This is a genomic window from Allosaccharopolyspora coralli, assembly GCF_009664835.1.
Lineage (GTDB): Bacteria > Actinomycetota > Actinomycetes > Mycobacteriales > Pseudonocardiaceae > Allosaccharopolyspora > Allosaccharopolyspora coralli.
Window position 1 is genome coordinate 2,733,467 of the sequence record NZ_CP045929.1, and the last position, 21,792, is coordinate 2,755,258.

General features: G+C 68.3%; 17 protein-coding genes, 1 tRNA gene and 2 pseudogenes. 7 read left to right on the top strand and 13 right to left on the bottom strand.

What is annotated here, in order from left to right; translation table 11 throughout:
* Positions 1 to 22 precede the first annotated feature (22 nt).
* The 3 genes from GIY23_RS12995 to GIY23_RS13005 form a co-directional block, all read right to left on the bottom strand.
* The gene (locus tag GIY23_RS12995; protein WP_187351871.1) at positions 23 to 718 is read right to left on the bottom strand and encodes a hypothetical protein; all 696 of its coding nucleotides are present in this window, start codon (positions 716 to 718) and stop codon (positions 23 to 25) included.
* Positions 719 to 936: 218 nt separating this feature from the next.
* Complete coding sequence (locus GIY23_RS13000; RefSeq protein WP_222850147.1) at positions 937 to 1,386, bottom strand: pilin; 450 nt, start codon at positions 1,384 to 1,386, stop codon at positions 937 to 939.
* A gap of 47 nt (positions 1,387 to 1,433) precedes the next feature.
* On the bottom strand, positions 1,434 to 2,264 hold the full coding sequence (locus GIY23_RS13005; RefSeq protein ID WP_154076903.1) for a hypothetical protein: 831 nt from the start codon (positions 2,262 to 2,264) through the stop codon (positions 1,434 to 1,436).
* Positions 2,265 to 2,769: 505 nt separating this feature from the next.
* Here GIY23_RS13005 and GIY23_RS13010 point away from each other — a divergent pair.
* The 4 genes from GIY23_RS13010 to GIY23_RS13030 are packed head-to-tail and all read left to right on the top strand — an operon-like array spanning position 2,770 to position 6,564.
* Positions 2,770 to 3,600 carry a hypothetical protein gene (locus GIY23_RS13010; RefSeq protein ID WP_154076904.1) on the top strand — a complete coding sequence of 277 codons (831 nt, stop codon included), beginning with the start codon at positions 2,770 to 2,772 and terminating at the stop codon, positions 3,598 to 3,600.
* On the top strand, positions 3,600 to 4,481 hold the full coding sequence (locus GIY23_RS13015) for a TRM11 family methyltransferase (protein ID WP_187351872.1): 882 nt from the start codon (positions 3,600 to 3,602) through the stop codon (positions 4,479 to 4,481). Before GIY23_RS13010 ends, GIY23_RS13015 begins: the two co-directional genes overlap by 1 nt.
* Positions 4,478 to 5,704: a DNA cytosine methyltransferase gene (locus GIY23_RS22810; RefSeq protein WP_222850148.1), complete on the top strand. Its 1,227-nt coding sequence runs from the start codon at positions 4,478 to 4,480 to the stop codon at positions 5,702 to 5,704. Before GIY23_RS13015 ends, GIY23_RS22810 begins: the two co-directional genes overlap by 4 nt.
* Positions 5,704 to 6,564, top strand: coding sequence for a DNA cytosine methyltransferase (locus GIY23_RS13030; protein WP_154076905.1), 861 nt, complete (start codon positions 5,704 to 5,706; stop codon positions 6,562 to 6,564). Before GIY23_RS22810 ends, GIY23_RS13030 begins: the two co-directional genes overlap by 1 nt.
* A gap of 49 nt (positions 6,565 to 6,613) precedes the next feature.
* On the opposite strand, the gene GIY23_RS13035 is transcribed toward GIY23_RS13030, so the two are convergent.
* The 3 genes from GIY23_RS13035 to GIY23_RS13045 are packed head-to-tail and all read right to left on the bottom strand — an operon-like array spanning position 6,614 to position 10,766.
* Complete coding sequence (locus GIY23_RS13035; RefSeq protein ID WP_154076906.1) at positions 6,614 to 7,165, bottom strand: DUF6262 family protein; 552 nt, start codon at positions 7,163 to 7,165, stop codon at positions 6,614 to 6,616.
* Positions 7,143 to 9,623 (bottom strand): tyrosine-type recombinase/integrase, encoded by a 2,481-nt coding sequence (locus tag GIY23_RS13040; protein WP_154076907.1) that lies wholly within the window; start codon positions 9,621 to 9,623, stop codon positions 7,143 to 7,145. Before GIY23_RS13040 ends, GIY23_RS13035 begins: the two co-directional genes overlap by 23 nt.
* Positions 9,624 to 9,626: 3 nt before the next feature.
* Positions 9,627 to 10,766, bottom strand: coding sequence for a tyrosine-type recombinase/integrase (locus GIY23_RS13045; protein ID WP_154076908.1), 1,140 nt, complete (start codon positions 10,764 to 10,766; stop codon positions 9,627 to 9,629).
* Between the two features lie 150 nt (positions 10,767 to 10,916).
* On the opposite strand from GIY23_RS13045, the gene GIY23_RS22655 reads away from it, so the two are divergent.
* Both GIY23_RS22655 and GIY23_RS23430 read left to right on the top strand, forming a co-directional pair.
* Positions 10,917 to 11,087, top strand: coding sequence for a hypothetical protein (locus tag GIY23_RS22655; protein WP_222850149.1), 171 nt, complete (start codon positions 10,917 to 10,919; stop codon positions 11,085 to 11,087).
* Positions 11,088 to 11,462: 375 nt separating this feature from the next.
* A pseudogene (locus tag GIY23_RS23430) lies at positions 11,463 to 12,623 on the top strand (recombinase family protein); the annotation flags it as partial.
* A gap of 33 nt (positions 12,624 to 12,656) precedes the next feature.
* Here the strand turns inward: GIY23_RS23430 and GIY23_RS23040 are convergent.
* Together GIY23_RS23040 and GIY23_RS13055 are read right to left on the bottom strand one after the other, a co-directional pair.
* Positions 12,657 to 12,908, bottom strand: a complete 252-nt coding sequence (locus GIY23_RS23040; protein ID WP_228717268.1) for a hypothetical protein — start codon at positions 12,906 to 12,908, stop codon at positions 12,657 to 12,659.
* A gap of 211 nt (positions 12,909 to 13,119) precedes the next feature.
* Positions 13,120 to 13,205: transfer RNA gene (locus tag GIY23_RS13055), tRNA-Leu, on the bottom strand.
* Positions 13,206 to 13,326: 121 nt separating this feature from the next.
* Here GIY23_RS13055 and GIY23_RS13060 point away from each other — a divergent pair.
* A complete protein-coding gene (locus tag GIY23_RS13060) occupies positions 13,327 to 14,679 on the top strand; it encodes a M20/M25/M40 family metallo-hydrolase (RefSeq protein ID WP_154076909.1) in 1,353 nt (450 codons plus the stop codon).
* A 28-nt stretch (positions 14,680 to 14,707) separates the two neighbouring features.
* On the opposite strand, the pseudogene GIY23_RS13065 reads toward GIY23_RS13060, so the two are convergent.
* The 5 genes and pseudogenes from GIY23_RS13065 to GIY23_RS13085 all read right to left on the bottom strand — a co-directional run bounded on the left by GIY23_RS13065 (position 14,708) and on the right by GIY23_RS13085 (position 21,535).
* A pseudogene (locus tag GIY23_RS13065) lies at positions 14,708 to 16,411 on the bottom strand (MFS transporter).
* Positions 16,412 to 16,457: 46 nt separating this feature from the next.
* A complete protein-coding gene (locus tag GIY23_RS13070; protein ID WP_154076910.1) occupies positions 16,458 to 17,288 on the bottom strand; it encodes an alpha/beta fold hydrolase in 831 nt (276 codons plus the stop codon).
* Positions 17,288 to 18,088, bottom strand: coding sequence for an SDR family oxidoreductase (locus tag GIY23_RS13075; RefSeq protein WP_154076911.1), 801 nt, complete (start codon positions 18,086 to 18,088; stop codon positions 17,288 to 17,290). The genes GIY23_RS13070 and GIY23_RS13075 overlap by 1 nt, the downstream gene beginning before the upstream one ends.
* Positions 18,085 to 19,749, bottom strand: a complete 1,665-nt coding sequence (locus GIY23_RS13080) for an FAD-binding dehydrogenase (protein WP_154076912.1) — start codon at positions 19,747 to 19,749, stop codon at positions 18,085 to 18,087. The genes GIY23_RS13075 and GIY23_RS13080 overlap by 4 nt, the downstream gene beginning before the upstream one ends.
* 181 nt (positions 19,750 to 19,930) lie before the next feature.
* The gene (locus GIY23_RS13085) at positions 19,931 to 21,535 is read right to left on the bottom strand and encodes a GGDEF domain-containing protein (RefSeq protein ID WP_154076913.1); all 1,605 of its coding nucleotides are present in this window, start codon (positions 21,533 to 21,535) and stop codon (positions 19,931 to 19,933) included.
* Positions 21,536 to 21,792 lie beyond the last annotated feature (257 nt).

Here is a 21,792-nt window from a genome sequence, read left to right on the forward strand (position 1 = left end):
CAATTCCCCTCGCGTGGTGGGGTCAGAACAGGGAGACGCCGCCCGGCAGATAGAACATGCGGATCGCGGCAGCGAAGGTGAGTGCCTGCGCGATCTGAATCGCCAGGACGGCGCCGAAGGCTTTCCACCACCAGAACGCGATGGCTTCGGTTTGCGGCAACGCGTGACACAAGAGCAGCAGCGGTGCCCCGGCCAGCAGAATGACGGTCAGCGTGATGCGCACGACGTAGGTCAACACCACGCAGATGAGCATCACCACGAGCGCGAGAATCGTGAAGATCACATACAACTCGCCATAAGACCCCTCATCGGGAAAGCCTCCACGCAGCGTGTCGGTGAACGCTTTCGTCGCCTCATCCAGCCCGACCCTGTTGCCCAACACAGCCTGGGAGAGAGCGTTGGCGAACGTGATGGCCTTGCCGCCGAGAAACAACGACAGATTCGCCGCGACAAACGCCACCACCAGGCGGGGTAGGGCTTCGCGCACCGTGGTGCGGGTCTGCATCGTCTGATACGCCATCACCACCAGTCCGGCGATGACGACCACCAGCGCGTAGACGGCGATCATGATGTCCCGCGAGGCGCCCCAGACCTGCCCCATCACCGGCACCTGATCCAGCGCCGGGGTCGCCAACAGCGTGGTCCCCAGCATGTCCAGCATCCCGTTCAACGCCGACCGGGCCAGGTTCGCGAACAGGTCCCAGATCCAGTCGGTCATCCAGTGATACAGCCAGTCCCCGACCATTCCCCCACCACCGGAATCCTCGGCAGGCGGCGCCGGGGGCGGCGCTGTGGTGGTGGGTGGTGGGGCCACGGTGGGCGGGCTGACGACCTGGCACGCCGGGTTCTCAGAGCCCGGTGGGCAGTCCTCGCCCGGAGGCAACGGCAACGGCGGCGGTGGCTCCGGTGCGGTGGGTGCAGGCGCGGGCATGGTGATCAGAGCCCGCCGACGAAGTAGGTGAGGATGTCGACCACGACCGGGGCGAGTGCGGCCAGGCCGAAGCCGATGGCGGCGTTCTTGAACGCCTCCTTGGCCTTGCCGATCTCGCCCGGATCACCATTGGCCGTGATGTAGCGGACGCCGCCGATGGTGAGGAACACCGTGGCGATCAGGGCCAGCAGCCCCATGACCCAGTTGCGGATGTTGTTCAACACCGTCTGAAGGTTCGGGGCCACCGCCAACACCTCGGTGGTCTCGGCATGGGCCGTGCCAGTGGCCGACACCAGCACACCGAAGACGACCACGGTCAGCAGCAGCGGGCGGGCCCACCGCCCCCGCCGGGCACGAGCCGGGCGGGGGCGGCGCACCGGGGAGGCCGCCTCCGGATGCTGGAGCAGCCGGTGGGTCGGGGAACAGGAACGGGCAATCGGGTCAACGTCGCTCATACCCATGAAAGCCGTTTTTTGTGTCCCGAGCGTTCTCCGTTTGTTCGCTACTTTCCGTGACCCTGATGTGTGCCCGGCATTTGTGTCGAGCCGCGGGCGGTCCCCGGGGCGTCCCGTTCGGCGGGGGTGTGCTCGCTGCCGTCGTCTTCGTCGAGAAGCCATGCGGCGAGTCGGGCTTCGGCCTCGCGCCGCGCATTGCGCAGGCCCTCGTAGCCCATCCCGTCCGGGCGGGGCCACTGGGCCAATGGCTTCTTGTCGAGCCGGGTGAAGCTGATCAACGCGGCTTCGGTCTCGGTCACGACCCCGCTTCGCACCGCCCGGATGAGCACCAGATCCGGGTGCCCACTGGGCCGGGCGGGCTCGTCCGAGAAGAAGCCCGGCGTGGTCGGTGTCGCCGACAGCAGCGTCCTCGACAGGGCGTGGTGTCCGGCCCGGTAGGCCGACCACCGCAGCCGGGCCGCGATCCCCGGTTCGTCGAGGTCAACGGTGTGCACCTCGTCGAGCAACCCGCGCAGCGCCTCCGCGCACAGGTCGTGGGGATCGTCGCTGTCGTCAGTGCGGGTCAACCAGCCCGCGATCGGCGTCAGCATCGGCAACGCCAACCCCACCGCGACCAACATCCACGTCCCCCGCTCCGCGCGGGCACGCTCGATCACATACCGCCAGACCTCATCCCGCGAGCGCTGCGGGCAGTCCTCACCGAGCAGCACGTCCCGCAGCTCGACCAAGCCCACCTCACGGTCAGGCAGGCACTCGAACAAGCGGCCGTTGACCGTCACCGGATGCGGCCCCGTCACCAGCCAGCCGAATGCCTCACGCGCAGCAGCAAGAGGGTTGGTGGGCCACTGCGACTGCTCGAAAACCTCGGAGTGCGTCATCAGAGATGTCCTTCCTCGATGGCGAATCGATGACGCCGCCGAGAAAGCCAGACACGACACAAAGAAATGCACGCATTCGCACAAAAAATGCTGAAAACGATCTCCCTGTGCAGCCGCCCAGAGATCGTTGTCATCCCGACGTTCAACATCGGTAGCAGATGCACACAAACGTCTGTGCGCTGGGGATGTGTGTGAGATTTGTGCGTGCTGTGTCGCGCCACCCAGGCACACAGCACGCACACAGAAAAGAATCTTGAACCCGTCCCGAGTGATCTTCCGGGGGCACTCGCAAGAAGGCCCAAGCGAGGGTCGTGGAGATCCCCGCGTGTGGTGCGAACTGGGGAAATGTCCACAGCAAGGTCGAATGTGGCGGAATGTGTGTGCACCTGCTGGACGCGGTCGGGTTCGTTGTCGAAAAAATGTCGGCCGTCGGGGAACGCTCGGGACACAAAAAACGGCCTTCATGGGCATACACCGATTCCCGTGACGATCATCGGAGCACCGCATGGCGCCGCACCCCCACCGCACCCCGCCAGCCCAGCCCACTACCTCGACCAGCACCCCGGACGGGCCCGCGCCGGTGGGCCGCTCGACGGCCCCACCCGCCGAGCGGGAGACCGGCGCGGCAGCCAGCGTGCTGCTCTGCCCCACAGCCCCCGATGCCGGACGGTGGGCGCAGTTCGCTGCCGCGCTGCCCGCGCTCATCACCGCCTACACCGACCCCGGCGACCGCGTGCTCCTCGCACCCACCCCCGGACCCGACGACAGCAGGCCGAACACCGACGCCGACGAGAGGGACCGACTCGTCGAGACCGTGCTCCGACTCGGCCGCGGCGCCACCACCCACGCCACGCCCGACGCGCCGCGCTCGCCGCGGTCCGACACCCGCCCCCAACCCGAGTCCGAGACCGGACCCGGACTCAGACCCGCGACTCGCTCCGCCCCGGGACCAACCGCCCCGCCGGATTCCCCGAGTCCGGTGTCGGACCGGTTCGCGTTGATCGTGCTCGGCGACCCGACGACCCCGCAGCGACACGGCCATCTCGCCGAGCTGGCCCCACAGCTCGACGCCGACGGCACCCTCGTCGTGCTCACACACAGTGACGAACCGGGGTGGTTCTGCACCGGGCGATTCCGCCGCCGCGCGCACACCCGAGGAGCGGTCCGGGACGGTCTCGTGCTCACCGACCGACTGATCATCGCCCACGAACACCCCGACCCGTCGCCGCCCGCGAACCCGTCCGAACGCCGGGCGGTCGCCGAGCACGGGCACCGCCCGGCCCACAGCACCGCGTTCGTCTTCCGCCCCCGCCCGACCCGTCAGGGAGGCCGCTGATGCCCCACCCCGTCACCCGGCCCGCCAGCGTCTGGGACACCGGCCGCCACGACCTCCGCCACCAACTCGCACACCGCCACGTCACCGCCACCCGAGCAGGCAGCGCGCTCACACCCGCCGTCGCGCGGCGCATCATCACCACCTACACCGCACCCGGCGACACCGTCTGCGACCCCCAACCCGGACCCGGACTCGTCCTCGCCGAAGCCATCCGCGCCGGACGCCACGCCCTCGGCGTGAAACCGGGTCCGGACTGGGTCTCGGCGCTGGAAGGCAACCTCGACCACGCCCGCCTCGCCGGACCCGTCGGCACCGTCCACCTGCTCAACACCCTCGACGACCCCCACACCGACGGCATCCCCACCCCGATCGACCTCCTCGTCACCGGAGTACATCCCGCAGCCCAGCGCCTCGCCGACGCGATGATCCAACTGACCGACGCACTCGGCCCGATCGCCCGATGGGTCCGCCCCGGAGGCTTCGTCGTGCTCGCCAGCCGACCCTGGCGACACGAACACACGCTGCTGGACATGCCCAGGCTCCTGTGCCGCACCGCCACCACGATCGGGTTCACCCCCGTCGAGCACTGCGTGGCCCTGACCGCACCCATGCGCGACAACCAGATCCGGCCACGCTCCCGCACCCGCAGCGGTCAACGAACCGAACACCGCGACCCGCACGGCCGCCCCACCGCACAACCGACCCACCTCGACGTACTGGTCTTCCGGGCCGCGCCGACCGCCGCCAACCCCACTCCGAGGGATGAGCCGGTGACCGCGCCCCTCCACCACAACGATGACGTCACTCCGCACAACAGCGAATCCCTCGAATCGCCTAAGAGGCCCAGCCGACGTCTCTCAAACGGGGAGTCCGCCCGATGATGGCCAACCACAAAAACGGCGCTGCTTTGCCCACGGTGGGTTCCTTGTGCACCGGATACGGCGGGCTGGACATGGGAACGATCGCCGCCTTCGGCGGCGGTCAATTGGCGTGGTTCGCCGAAACCGATCCACACATGGCTACCGTGCTCCAGCAGCGAATCCCCTCGGTGCCCAACCTCGGGGATATCACTGCCGTCGACTGGAGCGACCTTCCTCGCGTGAACGTCCTGACAGCCGGTTTCCCGTGCCAGGACATCTCGGCGGCCGGAAAACGAGCAGGAATACGGAAAGGAAACCGGAGTGGACTGTTCTATCGAATCATGGACGCCGTTCGCGTTCTACGACCCGACTACGTCGTGCTGGAAAACGTCGCCGCTCTCCGATGGAAAGACGGCGGCCTCGGCGACGTTCTCGCGCACCTGGCCGAAGCAGGGTATGACGCGTTCTGGACAAGCATCCGCGCCAGCGACATCGGAGCGCCGCACCGCCGCGAACGCATCTTCATCCTCGCCCACCCCCATCAACGCCTCCCCAACGACCACGCGCCAACAGCGGCGCACAAGCCGGAACGGAACACTTCGTTGTCCGGGATCGGCACAGCGGGCCTTTCCGACCCCCGACGTTTCCGACGCCACACGCACGGGATGCGACCCGCACCAGCGGAAGACAGCAGGTCGGCAAATCAACACCCTGTTCCCGCCACCCCAGGAACACCATCGCCGCACCTCACGCTCGTTACCGACACCGACGGCCTCGGACGCGACGAAAGGCTCTCCCAACGGCAGGGACTCGAACGGCAACCCCGGCCTCACCGCAGCGGTGATCGAATTCCTGCCCACACCGCTGGCGGGAGGCAATCGCAAGAGCCGCCCGGCAATCGTCCGGCATCGCTGCGGGCCGGGACTGGAACAGGCCATCGAAATGGCCCTCGGCATGATGCCGGAAGAACTGGCGACATGGTCGGAAGCCCCGGGCTCCTGGACTGGGGCGTCTACGAGGCGGCGATCCGACGATGGGAAACGATCCTAGGACGACCCGCTCCACCCCCCACCGAACGCGGACGAACCGGGCGACCTCGGCTCTCGCCGCTGTTCGTGGAATGGATGATGGGCCTTTCTGTCGGGAAATCGATCATTAATGACTGTATTTCTGCTGGTAAGCGCGGTCTTTATGTGCGCGACGTGTGTCGTGGACCGGCGCGGCGGTTGGGGGTGTGTCGCTGATGGGCGTGGTGGTCGGTTCGTTGTGCACTGGGTACGGCGGTTTGGATGCCGGGGCGTTGAACGCGCTCGGTGGTGGGCGGGTCGCCTGGGTGGCGGATCCCGATCGGCACGCGTGCGTGCTGTTGGAGGACCGGTTGCCCGGTGTGCCCAACCTGGGCGACATCCGCGAGGTGGACTTCTCGACGGTCGAGCCGGTGGACGTGCTCACGGCGGGGTTTCCTTGCCAGGACGTGTCGGCTGCGGGCAAACGTGTCGGTATCCGGCATGGCAATCGCAGCGGGCTGTGGTTCCACGTTGCCCGCGCAGTGCGCGAGCTGCGGCCCGCGCTGGTGGTGATCGAGAACGTTGCGGCGTTGCGGTGGCGCGATGGCGGGCTGCATATCGTGCTCGGCGATCTGCACGAGGCCGGCTACGACTGTGCGTGGACGAGCCTGAAGGCCAGTGATGTGGGTGCGGCTCATCGCCGCGAGCGGATCTTCATCCTCGGATGGCCGCGCGACGAGGAGGCGAGGACCGCGTCGCCTCCCGCGAACGGTGAGGACGTGGTCGACGAGCCGCCGGTCGACTGGGGGCCGTATGAGGCTGCGATCCGGCGCTGGGAAGCGGTCATGGGGCGGTCGGCGCCTTACCCGGTCCAGACCGGTCAGCGAGGACGACCGGTGTTGTCGAGTCGTTTCGTGGAGTTCTTGATGGGGCTCGAGGACGGCTACTTGTCCAGTTTGGACATTCGGCGTACCGCGCAGCTTCGTCTACTCGGCAACGGTGTCGTGCCGCAGCAAGCATCGCACGCCATTCGTTCGTTGCTGGCCGACGGCGCCGTCGCGGCGCGTGGCGACGTCGAGGAAGGCCGCGCGGCATGACCGGACATCGTGCTTTCTCATTGCGCGGCAACGGGTTGGCCGCGGCAGGTCAGGGTCGGTTGAGCTCGGTCATGAGTCGTCGGGTGGCTTCGCGGGCGGCGGCGAGTTCTTCGTCGCGTTCGGCCAGGGCGCGTGTGAGGTCGGAGATCGTGTGCTGCTGGTGGTCGATCTCGGCTTGGAGCGTGGCGGTGTTGGTGGCGGCGCCGAGTCCGCTGCGCTGGAACGCCTGCTGGCCGAGCAGTTCGGAGAGCCGGTCTTCCAGGTCGCGGATGTGCTGTGCCTGCCGCCGGTTCTGCGCGTGCAGGTTGGCGTTCTCGGCCAGCACCGACCGGTGGCTGATCGCGGCCGAGGCGGCCGAGGGCGCGGTGAGGGCTTGGCTGGCGGCGGTGAGCACGGCCCCGTGCAGGTCGGGGTGGCGGTGGATGAACGACCGGTGCACCCCGGCCCGCGCGGCGACCGAGGAGACGCTGATCGGTGTCGCGTCGGTGGTCATGTCGGCCAGCGCCTGCTGGACTCGTTGGCGGCGGTGCTCGACGTCACGCTGCCGCGCCTTGACCAGCCCCGACGCCGCAGGCGCGTCAGGAGTGTGGGGTGCGGTCATGGTGTGCTCGCCCGGTCTCGGCGGCGGGTGGGCGGACGCTGGGCATGCCGAGGCTGACTGTCTGCCGCGTGGTGCGGATAACGTTGATCGCTTCGGTGATCTGGGCGCGGTCGCGTTCGGTGAGGGTGTCCAGGTCGGTCTCGATCCGGCGGATCAGGGTGCGCAGCGTGCTGATTTCCTCCTCGGCTGGGGACAACCGGGCGCGCGCCCAGTCCTCGATGTCGGTGGCGGCCTGGACGCGCTCGTGGTCGGCGAGCAGTTGTTGCAGGTAGGACTTCAGCTCGGGCAGGTAGGACGGGTCGCTGCGGAAGTGCCCGCAGCCCAGGCAGGTGAACTTGTAGGGACATGCCTTGCCACCGGCCTTGACGTTGGACGGCTCGGTGCAGATACCGAACGGGACGGCGACCTGCCCGACGCGCAGGCGGGCGTGCTCGTGCGCGAGCAGGCTGCTGACTTGCCCGAACACCTGGCGACCGTGGCCGTCGACCTGGTGGGCGCTGACCCGATCCACTGCGGCCCGGACGCGTTTCTCTGTGACGCGGTAGTACCCGGTAGTGGTTCGGGTCGAGCGATGCCCGAGCAGCTCGCGCAGCACGTCGGGGTTGACGCCCTCGTCGGCGTGCCGCTGCGCGTAGGTGTGCCGGTAGGAGTAGGGCACTACGGTCGTCGAATCCAGCGGCTGCCCGTCCGGCCCGATCAGCAGGTGCTCGATGGTGTCGACGAAGACGCGGTGGGCGTTGGTGTAGCTGGACACCGGGATCGGCTTGGTGCCGTCCTTGTTGCCCTTGACCCGCGGGAACAACGCCAGCTCACCGACCGGCGTGTGCGGGAACCGAGCGCGAACGTCGGACTGCTGGGTGACCAGCAACGCCGCGGTGGCCTCGGAGATCGGCAGCCGCCGGCCGGGCCGGTCGTTCTTCGAGTCGGTGTAGATCAGCGTCGGCTTGCCGTCGTGGTCGCGTTCCAGGCAGTCCCACGCGAGTGCGCACGCCTCGTCGGGCCGACGACCGGTGTCGATGAGCAGCTCGGTGATCCGCCGCTCGTCCAGGCCGGCGCGCGCTTCCAGCAGGCCCAGGTTCTCGGTGATCACCGTCGACGCGGCGGGCGGCAGGTCCCGGCCGCGTGCCTCCCGCTCTGCCTCCCGTGGCACGTCGCCGCGGCGGACTGTGCACTCCCCGGCCAGACCGGCGGCCGGATGGGGTGGTCGGGTCAGTCCGAGCGCGCGCAGGTCGTCCAGGAAGCGACGCACCCGCCGCAGTGTCTCCAACTGTTTCTTCTCGCTCATCTGCCCGGTGCGGCGCAGGTAGACCATCCGGTTGGTGAACGTGACCACGTCGCCCCGCCCCAGCCGGGTGGCGTCGGTGCCGTAGTCGTCGCGGGAGAGCCGCAGGCTCTCCGACAGACGAGTGACGGCGTTGATCGTGTCCCGCGAGGTAGTGGCGGCCTGCCGGCCGCGGTGCAGCGGCAGGTCTTCGGCGACCCAGTGCTTGGTGGCCGCGCGAAGCCACGGCTGGCTGATGCCGGTGAAGTCCAGGGTGCCGGTCAGGCCGAACACCACCAGGTGCCAGATGTCCTTGGCGCGTTCGCGTTCCGGGTCCGACAGCGCGCAGTACAGCTCGGCCAGGATCGAGCGCAACACCGCGCCCGCGTCGTGTCGAATGTCGGTGCTGCGCACCTCGGCCAGGTCGAACACGCTGCCCGCCCGGCGCGCGTGCGCGAGCTTGACCAGATGCCGGATCGTGGTCGGCAGGGTCCGCAGGCTGGCGTCGGTGCGGCGCTGTATACCGAGCAGCAGTTCGAGCTGCACCCGGTCCGGGAGTCCCTTGAGGACGATCACGTGGCCGAGGCTGACCGGCACCGCGCTCCGTACCCAGGCGGCGAGGTCGGCGTCGGGATCGCCGCGCCTGGCCTTCCGCCACTGTTTGACGTGCGGCTTGCACAACCCCGCCTGGTCGTCGGCGCGACGGATGCACGCCGGCACCCGGCAGTCGCCGTAAGAGGGCAGCGGCACGACCTCCGGCCGCGCCAGCCACGCCTGCACCGTCAGGTCGAGGTGCTGCTTGCGATGCCAAGAGTGGGTGCCGCACAGCCGCTCCCGCACCCGCGTCGGGCGCGGGCAGCCGGCCACCCGGCACGGCTTCTCCCCGCGGCTGGCCTTGCCCGACGGGGTGCGCGTGAACGCCTCCAGCGCGATGCCGCTGGCCTTGTGCCGCTCCCAACAAGAGGTGCACAGCTCCGCCCATTTGGCGCGCGTGGCGGCTTGGCAGTCGATGACCACGCACTCACGCAACCCGAGCAGCGCGTCGTCGCGGGCCGGCGCGACCACCCCGACCTCGGCGTCCCAACCGACCCTGGCCAGAAACTCCGGTCGCAGCAACCGGCGCAACTCCTCGACCGGCCCACCACCGACCCCGGCACCGGGGTCACGTGGGGCCGTCGCGATCGCCGAGATCGACATCTCTCACCCACCCGCCGGCCGTGGGGTTCCGACCCGGTCCACCGCATCGCGCAACCGCTGCCGATCGGTGTGGACGTATACCTCGCTGGAGGTGAACGAAGAATGGCCCAGCAGCTCCTTCAACTCGTCCACCGTCGCCCCGGCGGCGATGATGTTCGTGGCGAACCCGTGGCGCAGCATGTGCGGGCGAACGGTGCGAGACAAACGCGCGCGGCGGGACAACGCCTCGAACAGCTCGTTGATCGCGGCTGGGCGCATCGGCGCGCCGATCTCGCCGCGGAACAGGTTCACCAGCACGAAATCGCACCGCCGCGCCGGACCACAGGCGTTGCGTTCGATCAGGTACTGATCGAACGCCTGCACCAGCAGCCAGTCCGCCGGCACCGCCCGAGAGCGGCGCGACTTCGCCATCGCCTTGTTCGGGTTGTCCCGCCGCCGGACGTGCACGTGCTCGCCGCGCTCGGGGCAACCCAGCCGGGTGGAGTCCGGCACGAAGTGCACGTCCTCCAGCCGCAGCCCGGTCACCTCGCCGCGACGATGGCCGATCCGCCACAGCGCCAGCACGATGAACCGGTCACGGGCGCTGCGGCAGGCCCGCAGCAGCGCCAGCACCTCCTCGTCGGTGGCCGCCTCGACCGTTCGTTCCGGCGCCGACAGCCGATGTCGAGGGCGGCTGCGCACCCCGGTCGGCCGTTCTCCCCGCACATCCGCCGGCAAGTCGGTGTCCTCGACCGTGTCGTACAAGGCGTCCAGCGCCCGGCTCGCAACCATGCCGACCGTGACCGCGTACCGGACGAACTCGCGCACCGCAGCCATCACCGCGTTGACCCGGCCCGCGTTGCGCACAACCCGGCGCGGCGCACCAGGTTCGCCATCCGGGTCGTAGTATCGCAGCCAGAACACGAACCGGCCCAGCTCGCCCATCACGGTGCGCCAGTCCCGGCCGGTCGCCGTGCACCACTGCAACAGCAACGCCAGCGCGGTGGCGTACGCCTGCGTGGTGCTCTCCGCCCGGTCCTGACCGAGCCGTACGTGCAGCAGCCACTCATCCGCCTCCGGTACCGGGCGGCAGGCCGAGTCCAGCACCGTCCAGTACCGCTCCCCGGACGGCAACCGAACCGCAAACGACCGGAATGCGCACACCCGCCCACCTCCCAAACACTGTCCACAACGGACCAGGACGATAGGCACGATCCGAACGCGACAATCCACGACACCCCGACAGAACCCGTCGCGCACCACGGAAATCACCCAGCCAAGCGACAGTGCGCCACACCGGAAAGACCCCGACGGATGGGCCTGCCCGAAGCATGGGTCACCGCCGACGACCTCACCCTGCCACGGTCAGCGCAGCTTCAAGCGCTCGGCAACGGCGTCGTACCTCAGCAAGCCGCCCACGCGGTACGTGGCCTGCTCAGCGACAGCCTGCGCACGACCTCCTCTCTCGACCAGGAGGCCGCCTGATGCGCCAGCTCGGATTCCTCGGCGGACGCCGGGAGGGCGTCGGCGCTACCTTCTTGGCACCGTCCGTTGCACAACGACCGCTGCCCGCTGGAGGCACAGGTCATCTCGTTTCACCACGGGCGCCTTCCGGTCCGTCCGCAACCGGTGCGGGGGTGGCGGGAGAACCCCACGCAGCAACACCAACACGCAGCCGCCGCGACCGATGAGGCGCCGTGACTCACCCGAACAATCTGACACCGAGCGGGCCGAACTGACTGTGTTCACCCCCGAGGAACCTCCGGCACTGAACCCGGCTGCGGCGAGGGCGCTTCTCAGGATTCTCACCAGCGCGGCGGACCACATCGACTCTAGCCAGACCAGTGAGGACAAAGCAGCATGACCATCAGATTCGGCTTCTACGGCCGGGTGTCTACCGAGGACCAGCAGGACCCAGAAGCGTCCCGCAACTGGCAACGCACCCGCGCCCTCGCCCTGGTCGAGTCCCACGGGCAGCTCGTCACCGAGTACTTCGACATCGGCCATTCCCGTTCATTACCGTGGAAACGCCGACCGGAGGCCACCCGCCTGCTCGAAGCCCTCAAGGACCCCCATCGCGGGTTTGATGCTGTGGTCATCGGCGAGCCACAGCGGGCCTTCTACGGCAACCAGTACAGCCTCACATTCCCCGTCTTCGAGCACTATGGGGTTGGCCTCTGGGTCCCCGAAGTCGGCGGGCCCATCGATCCCTCTTCCGAGGCGCACGACCTGATCATGGGCGTGTTCGGCGGCATGTCCAAGGGCGAACGCAACCGGATCAAGATCCGCGTTCGAACGGCCATGGGCTCCCAAGCTCAGATCGAAGGTCGCTTCCTCGGCGGTCGACCTCCCTATGGCTACCGCCTGACGGACGCCGGACCACACCCCAACCCCGCGAAAGCCGCCGACGGCAAACGACTCCACCAACTGGAGTTGGACCCTGAAACGGCACCGGTCGTCGAACGGATCTTCCACGAGTATCTGCGAGGTACCGGAGTGTTCGCGATCGCGCAGCAACTCACCGCCGAAGGCACCCCGTCGCCCGCAGCTCGTGACAGGCAACGCAACCCGCACCGGTGCGGCATCGCCTGGTCCAAGAGCGCCGTGCGCACCATCCTGACCAATCCCCGCTACATGGGCCGCCAAGTCTGGGGCAAGCAGAGAAAGCACGAACAACTCCTTGACGTCGAGGACGTGGCGCTTGGTCACCAGACGCGGATGCGATGGAACGAGGCCGACGACTGGCTGTGGTCGACCGACATCGCTCACGCCCCCATCGTCAACACCGACACCTTCAACGCCGTCCAACAGCGCCTCGCCTCTCGGGGCCCACGCTCAACGAAACGCGCCACAGCGCGCGCCAAGCACCCCTACGCCTTCAAAGGGCTGTTGTACTGCGGGCTCTGCAACCGGCGAATGCAGGGGACTTGGAACCACGACAGAGCCCACTACCGGTGCCGCTTCCCGTCGGAGTACGCGATCGCGAACAAGCTGGACCACCCACGTTCGGTCTACCTGCGCGAGGACCAGCTCACCCCAGCCCTCGACTCCTGGCTAGCCGAGGTGTTCGCCCCCGATCGCGTCCGTTCGACTCTCGAACAACTCGCGGACAACCAAAAATGCAGCACCACCACCGACGAAGAAGCGGTCACCGCGCTGCGACAGAAGGTCGCAGGATGCCGACGCAAGCTTGAACGCCACAAAGAGGCCCTCGAAGCAGGCGCCGACGCCAGCTTGGTTGCGGGCTGGAGTAGCGAGGTCCAGAACGAGAAAGCCGCCGCCGAGGCGCAGCTCGCGCAACTCCAATCAGCATCCCGCCGAACGAGACCGATGACGGCAACACAGATCCACAAGACCGTGCGGGCGCTTGGCGGTCTACTCACGGTCCTGCAAAGGGCCTCGCCCGAAGACAAAGCCGAGGTCTACCGCCAGCTCGACTTGACGATGACATACGACCCAACACGCAAGATGGTCTTGGTCAAAACTCGACCAAGACCATCCGTGGACCAACTGGTTGTGTCCGAGGGGGGACTTGAACCCCCACGCCCATTAGTAGGGCACTAGCACCTCAAGCTAGCGCGTCTGCCATTCCGCCACTCGGACCCCTCAGGCCTCACCCGTTTCACCGGGTGCTGCCTGCTGTGTTGTGCGTACAGATTAGCGGACGCCTTCCGGGGCGTTCCAACCACCCCTCCTCGATCGACACGGATGGTAGAAATGCCTGGTGAACGAGCACACGGACACGCCCACCGAGGGTGAAACCGCAGGACTGCGCCAGGCCGAGGACGAGGTCGTCGAACTCACGAGCGATCTCATCCGGATCGACACCTCCAACACCGGCGACCCCGAGACCCTGAAGCCGGAGCGCCCCGCCGCCGAGTACGTCGCGGCCAAGCTCACCGAGGTCGGCTACGAGGTCACCTATGTCGAGTCGGGTGAGAATCCCGGCCGCGGGAACGTCATCGCACGCCTGCCGGGGGCCGATCGCTCGCGAGGTGCCCTGCTCGTGCACGGGCACCTCGACGTGGTACCCGCGGCGGCCGCCGACTGGTCGGTTCACCCCTTCTCCGGCGCGGTCCAGGACGGATACCTCTGGGGCCGGGGTGCGGTCGACATGAAGGACATGCTCGGGATGATGCTCGCCGTCGCGCGGCGGCTGAAGCGCGACGGCCTCACCCCCGAACGCGACATCGTGTTCGCTTTCCTCTCCGATGAGGAAGCGGGCAGCTTCCACGGGGCCCAGTGGCTCGTCGACCACCGCCCCGAACTGTTCGAAGGCTGCGTCGAAGCCATCAGCGAGGTCGGCGGGTTCTCCGTGACCCTCAAGGACGGTGTCCGCACCTACCTCGTGCAGACCGCCGAGAAGGGCATCCGCTGGCTGAAGATGCGCGCCCACGCCCGCGCCGGACACGGCTCGATGGTCCACGAGGACAACGCGGTCACCCAGCTCGCGACCGCAGTGTCCCGTCTCGGGCAACACCGGTTCCCCATCGTCATGACCGACTCCGTGCAGGAGTTCCTCGACGGAGTCACCGAGATGACCGGCTGGGACTTCCCGGCCGACGACCTCGACGGCGCCGTCGCGAAACTCGGGAACCTCTCCCGCATCGTCGGTGCGACCCTGCGCGACATCGCGAATCCGACGATGCTCGACGCCGGATACAAACACAATGTCATCCCCGCCGTCGCGGAAGCCGCCGTCGACTGCCGCGTGCTGCCCGGACGCGAAGCCGCGTTCGAGCGGGAGGTCGCCGACCTCGTCGGCCCGGACATCGAACTCGACTGGGTCGGACTGCCCCCGGTGGAGACGAAGTTCGAGGGCAGGCTCGTCGACTCGATGAGCGACTCCCTGCTGGCCGAAGACCCCGACGCACGGATGCTGCCGTACATGATGTCCGGCGGCACGGACGCGAAATCCTTCGCGCGACTGGGTATGAACTGTTATGGATTCGCACCGTTGAGGCTGCCGGCCGACCTGGATTTCAGCGCTTTGTTCCACGGTGTCGACGAACGCGTCCCCGTGGACGCGCTGCGCTTCGGCACGCGCGTTCTCGACCGCTTCATCCGCACCAGCTGACCGGGGCTCGCAACGACGAAAGGCCCGCTCACGTCTCGGCGAGTGCGTCGGCCTTCTCCTGCCTGAGTTGATCCTGCACCGCGTTCGTGGTGCGCAACGGAACCTCCTTGATTCCGGCGATGGCGACCAGCGACAGCGCGGCGAGCACGGACGCGACGAGGAAGATCGTGGCGGTCCCGTCGCCGTAGGCCCCGCGCACGATGTCGGCGAGCACCGGGGGAAGTCGGTCGAGGGAACCGATGCCGACGGTGCCCTCGCCCCCACCAGGCGGAACGGGCACTCCCAGTGCGGCCAACCCGCTCGCGATGGACTCGGTCACGCGGGTCGCCAGGACGGCGCCGAGCACCGAGACACCAACGGTGCCGCCGAGTGACCGGAAGAACGCCACCATCGAACTCGCCGCACCGAGATCGGACGAGTCCACGGTGTTCTGCACGGCGAGCACCAGGTTCTGCATCAGCATGCCCATCCCGAGCCCCATGAGGACGAGGTACGAACCGAGCAGCACCATGTTCGTGCGGTGATCGATCGTGCCGAGCAGCGCGAACGAAACAGACAGCAGCACGCTGCCGGCGAGTAGGAACCCCTTCCACCGCCCGAAACGAGTGATCAACGCCCCGGAACCGGCCGAGCCCACCATCGAACCGACGACCATCGGCAACGTGAGCAGGCCTGCCGCTGTCGGCGAGTAGCCTCGCGCGACCTGGAAGTACTGCCCGAGGAACACGGCGCCGCCGAACATCGCCGTTCCTACAGCGACACTCGCCAACGTTGCCAACGTCGTGGTGCGGTCGCGGAACAAGCGGAGCGGGATGATCGGCTCCGCAGCCCGGGTTTCGGCCACCACCGCGAGCGCCAGCGACACGACACCGAGCGCGAGCATCGTCCACGACGTGCGCGAACCCCATGCGAATTCGCTGCCGGCGAGAGTCACCCAGATCAGCAGCGTCGACACGCCACCCGCGATGAGCACCGCACCCGGGTAGTCGATGCGAACCTCGCGCTTGACCACGGGCAGGTTCAGCGTGCGCTGGACGACGACCAGCGCCACCACGGCCAGGGGCACACCGGCGAAGAAGCACCAGCGCCAGCCGAGCGCACTGTCGACGATGACACCGCCCAGCAGCGGGCCCGCGACCGTCGCCACCGACATCACGGCGGCGATCGGTCACATGTACTTGCCACGCTCGCGTGGGCTGATCATCGCCGCGACGACGATGACCACCAGCGACTGCAGTCCCCCGAGACCGAGTCCCTGGAACGCGCGCCAGGCGATGAGGGTGTCCATGGACTGCGCAAGGCCCGCCGCGATCGAGCCGAGGGTGAAGACGCTGATCGCCACCTGCACCAGCAGTTTCTTGCTCACCAGGTCCGCGAGCTTGCCCCAGATCGGCGTGCTCGCCGTGGACGCCAGCAGCGTGGCGGTCACCACCCACGTGTACTGGTCCTGGCTGCCGTTGAGCTCGGTGGTGATCGTCGGCAACGCGGTGGAGACGACGGTCGACGACAGCAGCGCGGTCATCATCGCCAGCAACATTCCTACGAGTGCCCGGATGACCTGGGCATGCGTCATGCGGCCGGACTCTTCGGCCGTGGGGGCGTCCTCCCCGGTCTCGGCGCCGGGCGGCCCAGCGTTGGACATGAACGATCCCCCGAAAATGAACGAAAGTGCGCACTCGACTCCGGAGACAACGTGCCGCGACGCACGCAGGTCGATGTACACCGCAACCATATCGATGATGGTTGCTTTACGCAACTATTTCGAGCGTAGTCGCCCGTCAACAGCGTGACGCCGGGAGGAACTCACGCAGCAGCCGGGCGACCGCGCCCGGCGCTTCGACAGTCGGCGAGTGCCCCGCATCCGGGAGGATTTCGACGCGAGCGCCTGCTGCCGCATAGCGATCGGCGGAACGAGCGCCGTAGAACCGGTCGCGGGAACCCAGGATCGCAAAGGACGGCAGCCCGGTCCGCGCCAGCTGCACGTCGAGTGGGCACGTGGCCATTCGGTCGCGGCGCTCGGTCAGCACCACCCTGAACATGCCCGGATGCATCGCGCGGTGGTCGAGATACGTCTGCTCGTCCAGCGCGGCCCCGGGTCGGAATCCCGGCGCGAAAGCATAAGCCGCGACGGTCCGCACCACGGGTCGCGGCGCCATGCGATGAGCGAAGGCTCCGAGGAACCTCTGTGCCATCAAGGCGTTCCCCGGCGGGAAAGTCGCTCCCTCGTAGTCCGGCGCCTGCGCGACGACGACCACTTCGCCGATTCGGCGGGAGCGCTCGGCAAGCGCGATCGCGACGTCGGCACCGAACGAGTGCCCGACCGCCGCCGCCCCGTCGACACCGAGTACCCCCAGGACCACCTCCACCATTCGAGCCTGTTCGCCGGCGTCGGCGGGTTCTCCACCGGTACTACCGTGGCCGAGCAGATCCACCCGGATCACCCGATACCGGTCGGCGAGCAAGGGCGTCAGCCGATCGAACCACTGCAACGACGCGCTGAAGCCGTGGAGCAACACCACCGGCTTGCCTTGTCTGCTCCCGTCCTCGCGGACGTGCACGCTCCTGCCGCCCGCGGTGAGGATTCTCCCGAGGCGCGGGCGCACCGGCATCAGGACAACCCGTGTTTGCGGGCGACGATCCGCTCCACCACCGAGCGAGGCACCAGCCGACGCAGGGCGAACACGAACGGCGCGTTGCTGCCGACGGCGTACAGCGAGCGGGGCTTGCCTGCGTCGATCGCCTTCACCACCGTTCCCGCCACCGTGTCCGCCGAGATCCCGCGCCGCTCGTTGCGATCGAGATGCGCGAGCATGGTGCGGAATCGGCCGGCGTGTACGGAGCCGTCCGCGAGGTACTTCGTGCGGCGCTCGCTGATGCCGGTGTTGATCGACCCGGGCTCGACGGTCGTGACCCACACGCCGAACGGTGCGAGCTCCCGGCGCGCCGCCGTCGCGAACCCCTTGATCGCCGCCTTCGATGCCACGTAGGACGACCGGTAGGCCAGCGGGAAACTCGCGAGCATCGAACCGATCATCACCACGCGCCCGTGCCCGCGAGCGCGCATCCCCGGCAGCAGCGACTGGGTCAGCCGCACCGCCCCGAAGACGTTCAACCGGAAGAGTCGCTCGAGCACCTCTGTTGGCAGATCCTCCAACGGCCCGGACTGACTCTCCCCCGCGTTGTTCACCACCACGTCGACCGCACCGACACGGTCGACCAGCGCATCGATCGAGGCATTGTCGGCGAGGTCGAGTTCTTCGTACCGCACTTCGGGAATCCGCATCGAGTCCGCAATGGACTCCGGCTTACGACTGGTGCCGATCACCCGGTAACCCCGCGCCACGAGAGCGCTCGCGACGGCGTGTCCGATGCCCGAGGAAGCGCCCGTCACGAGCGCCGTGCGGCTCACGCTCGCCCTCGCGCGAGCGCGAGACCCGCCGCACGGCCGGAGAAGATGCAGCCTCCGAGGAACGTGCCTTCCAGAGCGTTGTAGCCGTGCACACCGCCGCCGCCGAACCCGGCGACCTCCCCTGCCGCGTAGAGGCCGGGCATCGGCGTGCCGTCCGCGCGCATGACCTGTGAGTCGAGGTTCGTTTCGATCCCACCCAGAGTCTTACGGGTGAGGATGTTCAACCGCACGGCGATCAGCGGGCCGTGCGCGGGATCGAGGATCTTGTGCGGCTTCACCGCTCGAGCGAGCTTGTCCCCGAGGAACCGGCGGGCGGTGTCGATGGCCTTCAGCTGGGCGTCCTTGCCGTACTTGTTGTCGAGCTGCCGGTCCCGCGCGAGGATCTGGCGCTCGAGCTCGTCGTGATCGACCTTCGGCCCGCGGGCGATCGAGTTCATGCCGTCGACCAGCTCGGCGAGACTGTCGGCGACCACGAAGTCCGCGCCGTGTCGCTTGAACGCCTCCACCGGTCCCGACGCGCCCTTCTGCAGCCTGCTGCTCAGGGTCAGCTTCGTGTCCTTGCCGGTGATGTCCGGGTTCTGTTCGGATCCGGAGAGGTTGAACTCCTTCTCGATGATCGACTGCGTGAGCACCAGCCACGAGTAGTCGTGCCCACCCGCCAGAATCGCCTTCATCGTGGAGTTCGTGTCGAAACCGGGAAAGTTCGGCGCAGGCAGCCGACGGCCGTCGGCGTCGAACCACATCGAGGACGGCCCAGGAATGATCCGGATGGCATGGTCCGGCCAGATCGGGTCCCAGTTCTCGATGCCCTCGGTGTAGTGCCACATGCGGTCGCGGTTGACGATGTTCGCGCCCGCCTGCTCGCTGATCTGCAGCATCCGGCCGTCGACGTGGGCGGGCACACCGGAAATCAGCTTGTCCGGGCACGGGCCGAGACGATCGGTTGGCCAGTTGCGCCGGATCAACTCGTGGTTGTGCCCGATGCCGCCTGTGGTCACCACGACCGCCGGAGCCCGCAGCTCGAAATCCTCGACCTTCGTCCGCGAGGACGCCTCACCCCGTTCGAGGTCGGTCGGTTCCAGCACGGACCCGCGAACGCCGACGACGGCACCGTCCTCGACGACCAGCTCGTCGACCTGGTGCCGGAACGCGAACGACACCAAACCCCGCGTCTCCCCCGCCAGCACCGGTTCGGCGAACACGCGGACGACTTCGGGACCGGTGCCCCACGTGATGTGGAATCGCGGCACCGAGTTGCCGTGCCCGTCGGCGGTGCCGTCGCCGCGTTCGGCCCAGCCGACCACCGGCGTCACTCGCAGTCCCAGATCGTGCAGATACTGCCGTTTCGTCGTCGCCGCGAACTCGACGTAGGCCTGCGCCCATCGACGCGGCCAGGTGTCCTCCCGCTCCCGATCGAACGCGGCGCTGCCCATCCAGTCCTGCATCGCGAGTTCGTAGGAATCCTTGACGCCGAGCCGCCGCTGCTCGGGTGAGTCCACGAGGAACAGGCCGCCCAACGACCAGTAGGCCTGGCCGCCGAGGTTGCTCCGGTTCTCCTGATCCACCACGACGACCCGTTTGCCCGCCTTCACGAGCTCGTGGGTCGCCACCAGGCCGGCCAGACCGGCGCCGACCACGATCACATCGGCTCGTTCCTTCATCGCCACCTCCGGCGGACTCGGTGTGCAGGCAGGCACGACACCGAAGCGTCACCCTGCGCTTCGGCACCGTCGAGGCGATCAGCTTATGGCACGAACCTGCCGTCGTGAACGCACAGACCACCGCGTCGGCGCATCCTCGTTACTCAACGATCACGGGCGTTGCCGGATGCGAGAGACGTGGTCAGCTCTGTCGGGCGGCCACGTCGCCGTGCCCCGACGCGGCGGGGCGTACCTCGTGCGCCGGGTCGCTCACGGTCTGACACGAACACGCGCGTTGTTTCTGCCGCAGCATCTGCCCGTCCGCGGCCTCCAGTGCCTCGGTGATGCTGGGCATGTCGGTCAGCCTCGCCAGCCCGATCGTCACCGACACCGGCGTCCCCGGCACGAGCGCGCCCCAATTGCACTCGGCGATCGCCTGCTCCACCCGATGCCGCACTCCGTCCGCGTCCGCCAGTTCCACACCGGGGAGCACGACGACGAACTCGTCCCCACCGTAACGCGCCACGAAATCCCCGCCGCGGATCGTGCTCGCCAGAATCCCGGCGAGCCGTTGCAGCACGATGTCGCCCGCGAGATGGCCGTGGACCGTGTTCACCGCCTTGAACCCGTCCACGTCAACCACGCCCACCACCGCCGTCGCGTCACGGGCGACGAGTTCGGCGACGTAGCGGTCGAAATGCCTGCGGTTGGGCAGACCGGTCAAGGGGTCGGTCATCGCCTGCGTCACGCACTGCGCGACGACCCGTTGCAGCGCGTCGTGGTCCAGCTGCGTGTTCGTCCCGTCCAGCAGACGAGCCCGCAACATCGGGGTGGCCTTGTTCGCGGTCCGTACCGCGGACCGGTCGGCCGTCATCGCCGATTTGTGGTCGCCCGCCGCCACGTGAGCCAGCGCCCGCACCCGATCCAGCTCGGCACCGCCCAGCGTGTACTCCTGCACGGACTCGCCGTGCAACCGGTCGAGCGCGTCGCGCGGCCGTCCGTTCAGGATCGCCACGCACGCCTCACCGAGCAATCGCAGATCCTGGCCTTCCCACCCGTGGAGATCGGCGAACCCGGTGGGCAGCGCGGCGGTCGCAGCCGAGTGGTCCTCGACGGAGCCCGTCAGCAGCGCAAGCCGCACCTGCGCGTAGTCGTAGTAGAGCCGCTCGATCGACCACAGCTCGGAGATCGGGAAGCGCCGCGGCCACGCGGTCAGGACCTCGCGGAGAGCCGCGATGCAACCGTCGCTGTCGCCGAGCTGGTCCAAGGAGAGCGCGCGCCGGACCCCGATCTCGGGCAACGCATGGTCTCCTGGGCCGAGCCCGGCACCTCGCGCGCACCGATACGCCTGTTCGGCGGTCTCCAACGCGTGCCCGTGGAAGCCGATGTAGGAGTACGCGACGGCGAGGTTGTGCCACGCGTTGGCGGCTTCGACCGTCGGCGTTTCCACCTGGTTGAGTTCCCGGGAACTCTGCACGAGATGCCGCACCGCGCGGTCCATCGATTCCTGCGACGGGATCGTGCCCGCGAGGGCGTAGAGATCACCTCGGACCGTGGGAGCCTTGAGTCCGTCGATCAGCGCGAACGCCCGGTCGAGATGCGGGGGACACTCGTCGTGCCGCCCCAGGTTCAGCAACGCGGCGATCACCATGACCAGGGCGCGGGCGCCCGTGTGCGGATCAACCGCCCGATCGGCCAGCCGCGAGGCGAAATGCACGACCCCCTCGTGGTCGCCGACGCTGAACAGTCGACGCGCCTCGCCGAACGCGTCCTCGTCTCGCTCGAACTCCTGGTGAAGTGGTGTCACACGCCTGGTTCCCCTCAGCCCAGACCCACACCGTACTCCCGCGCGGTGCGGCGTTCAATGAACGCCGGAGCACCCAGGTAGGCAGAGTGATCAGGACGGTACGGATACGGCGTCACCCTCGGCGCAGGCAGTACCGGACCGTCCAGTGGCTCCGTGTGGCGTCTACGTGCGCGCAGTGAGCATTCGCAAGCGCGAGATCATCGACTGAACATCGGTCGTGTCGAGAACTCCGAACCCACGCCGGAGTGCTTGCGGGA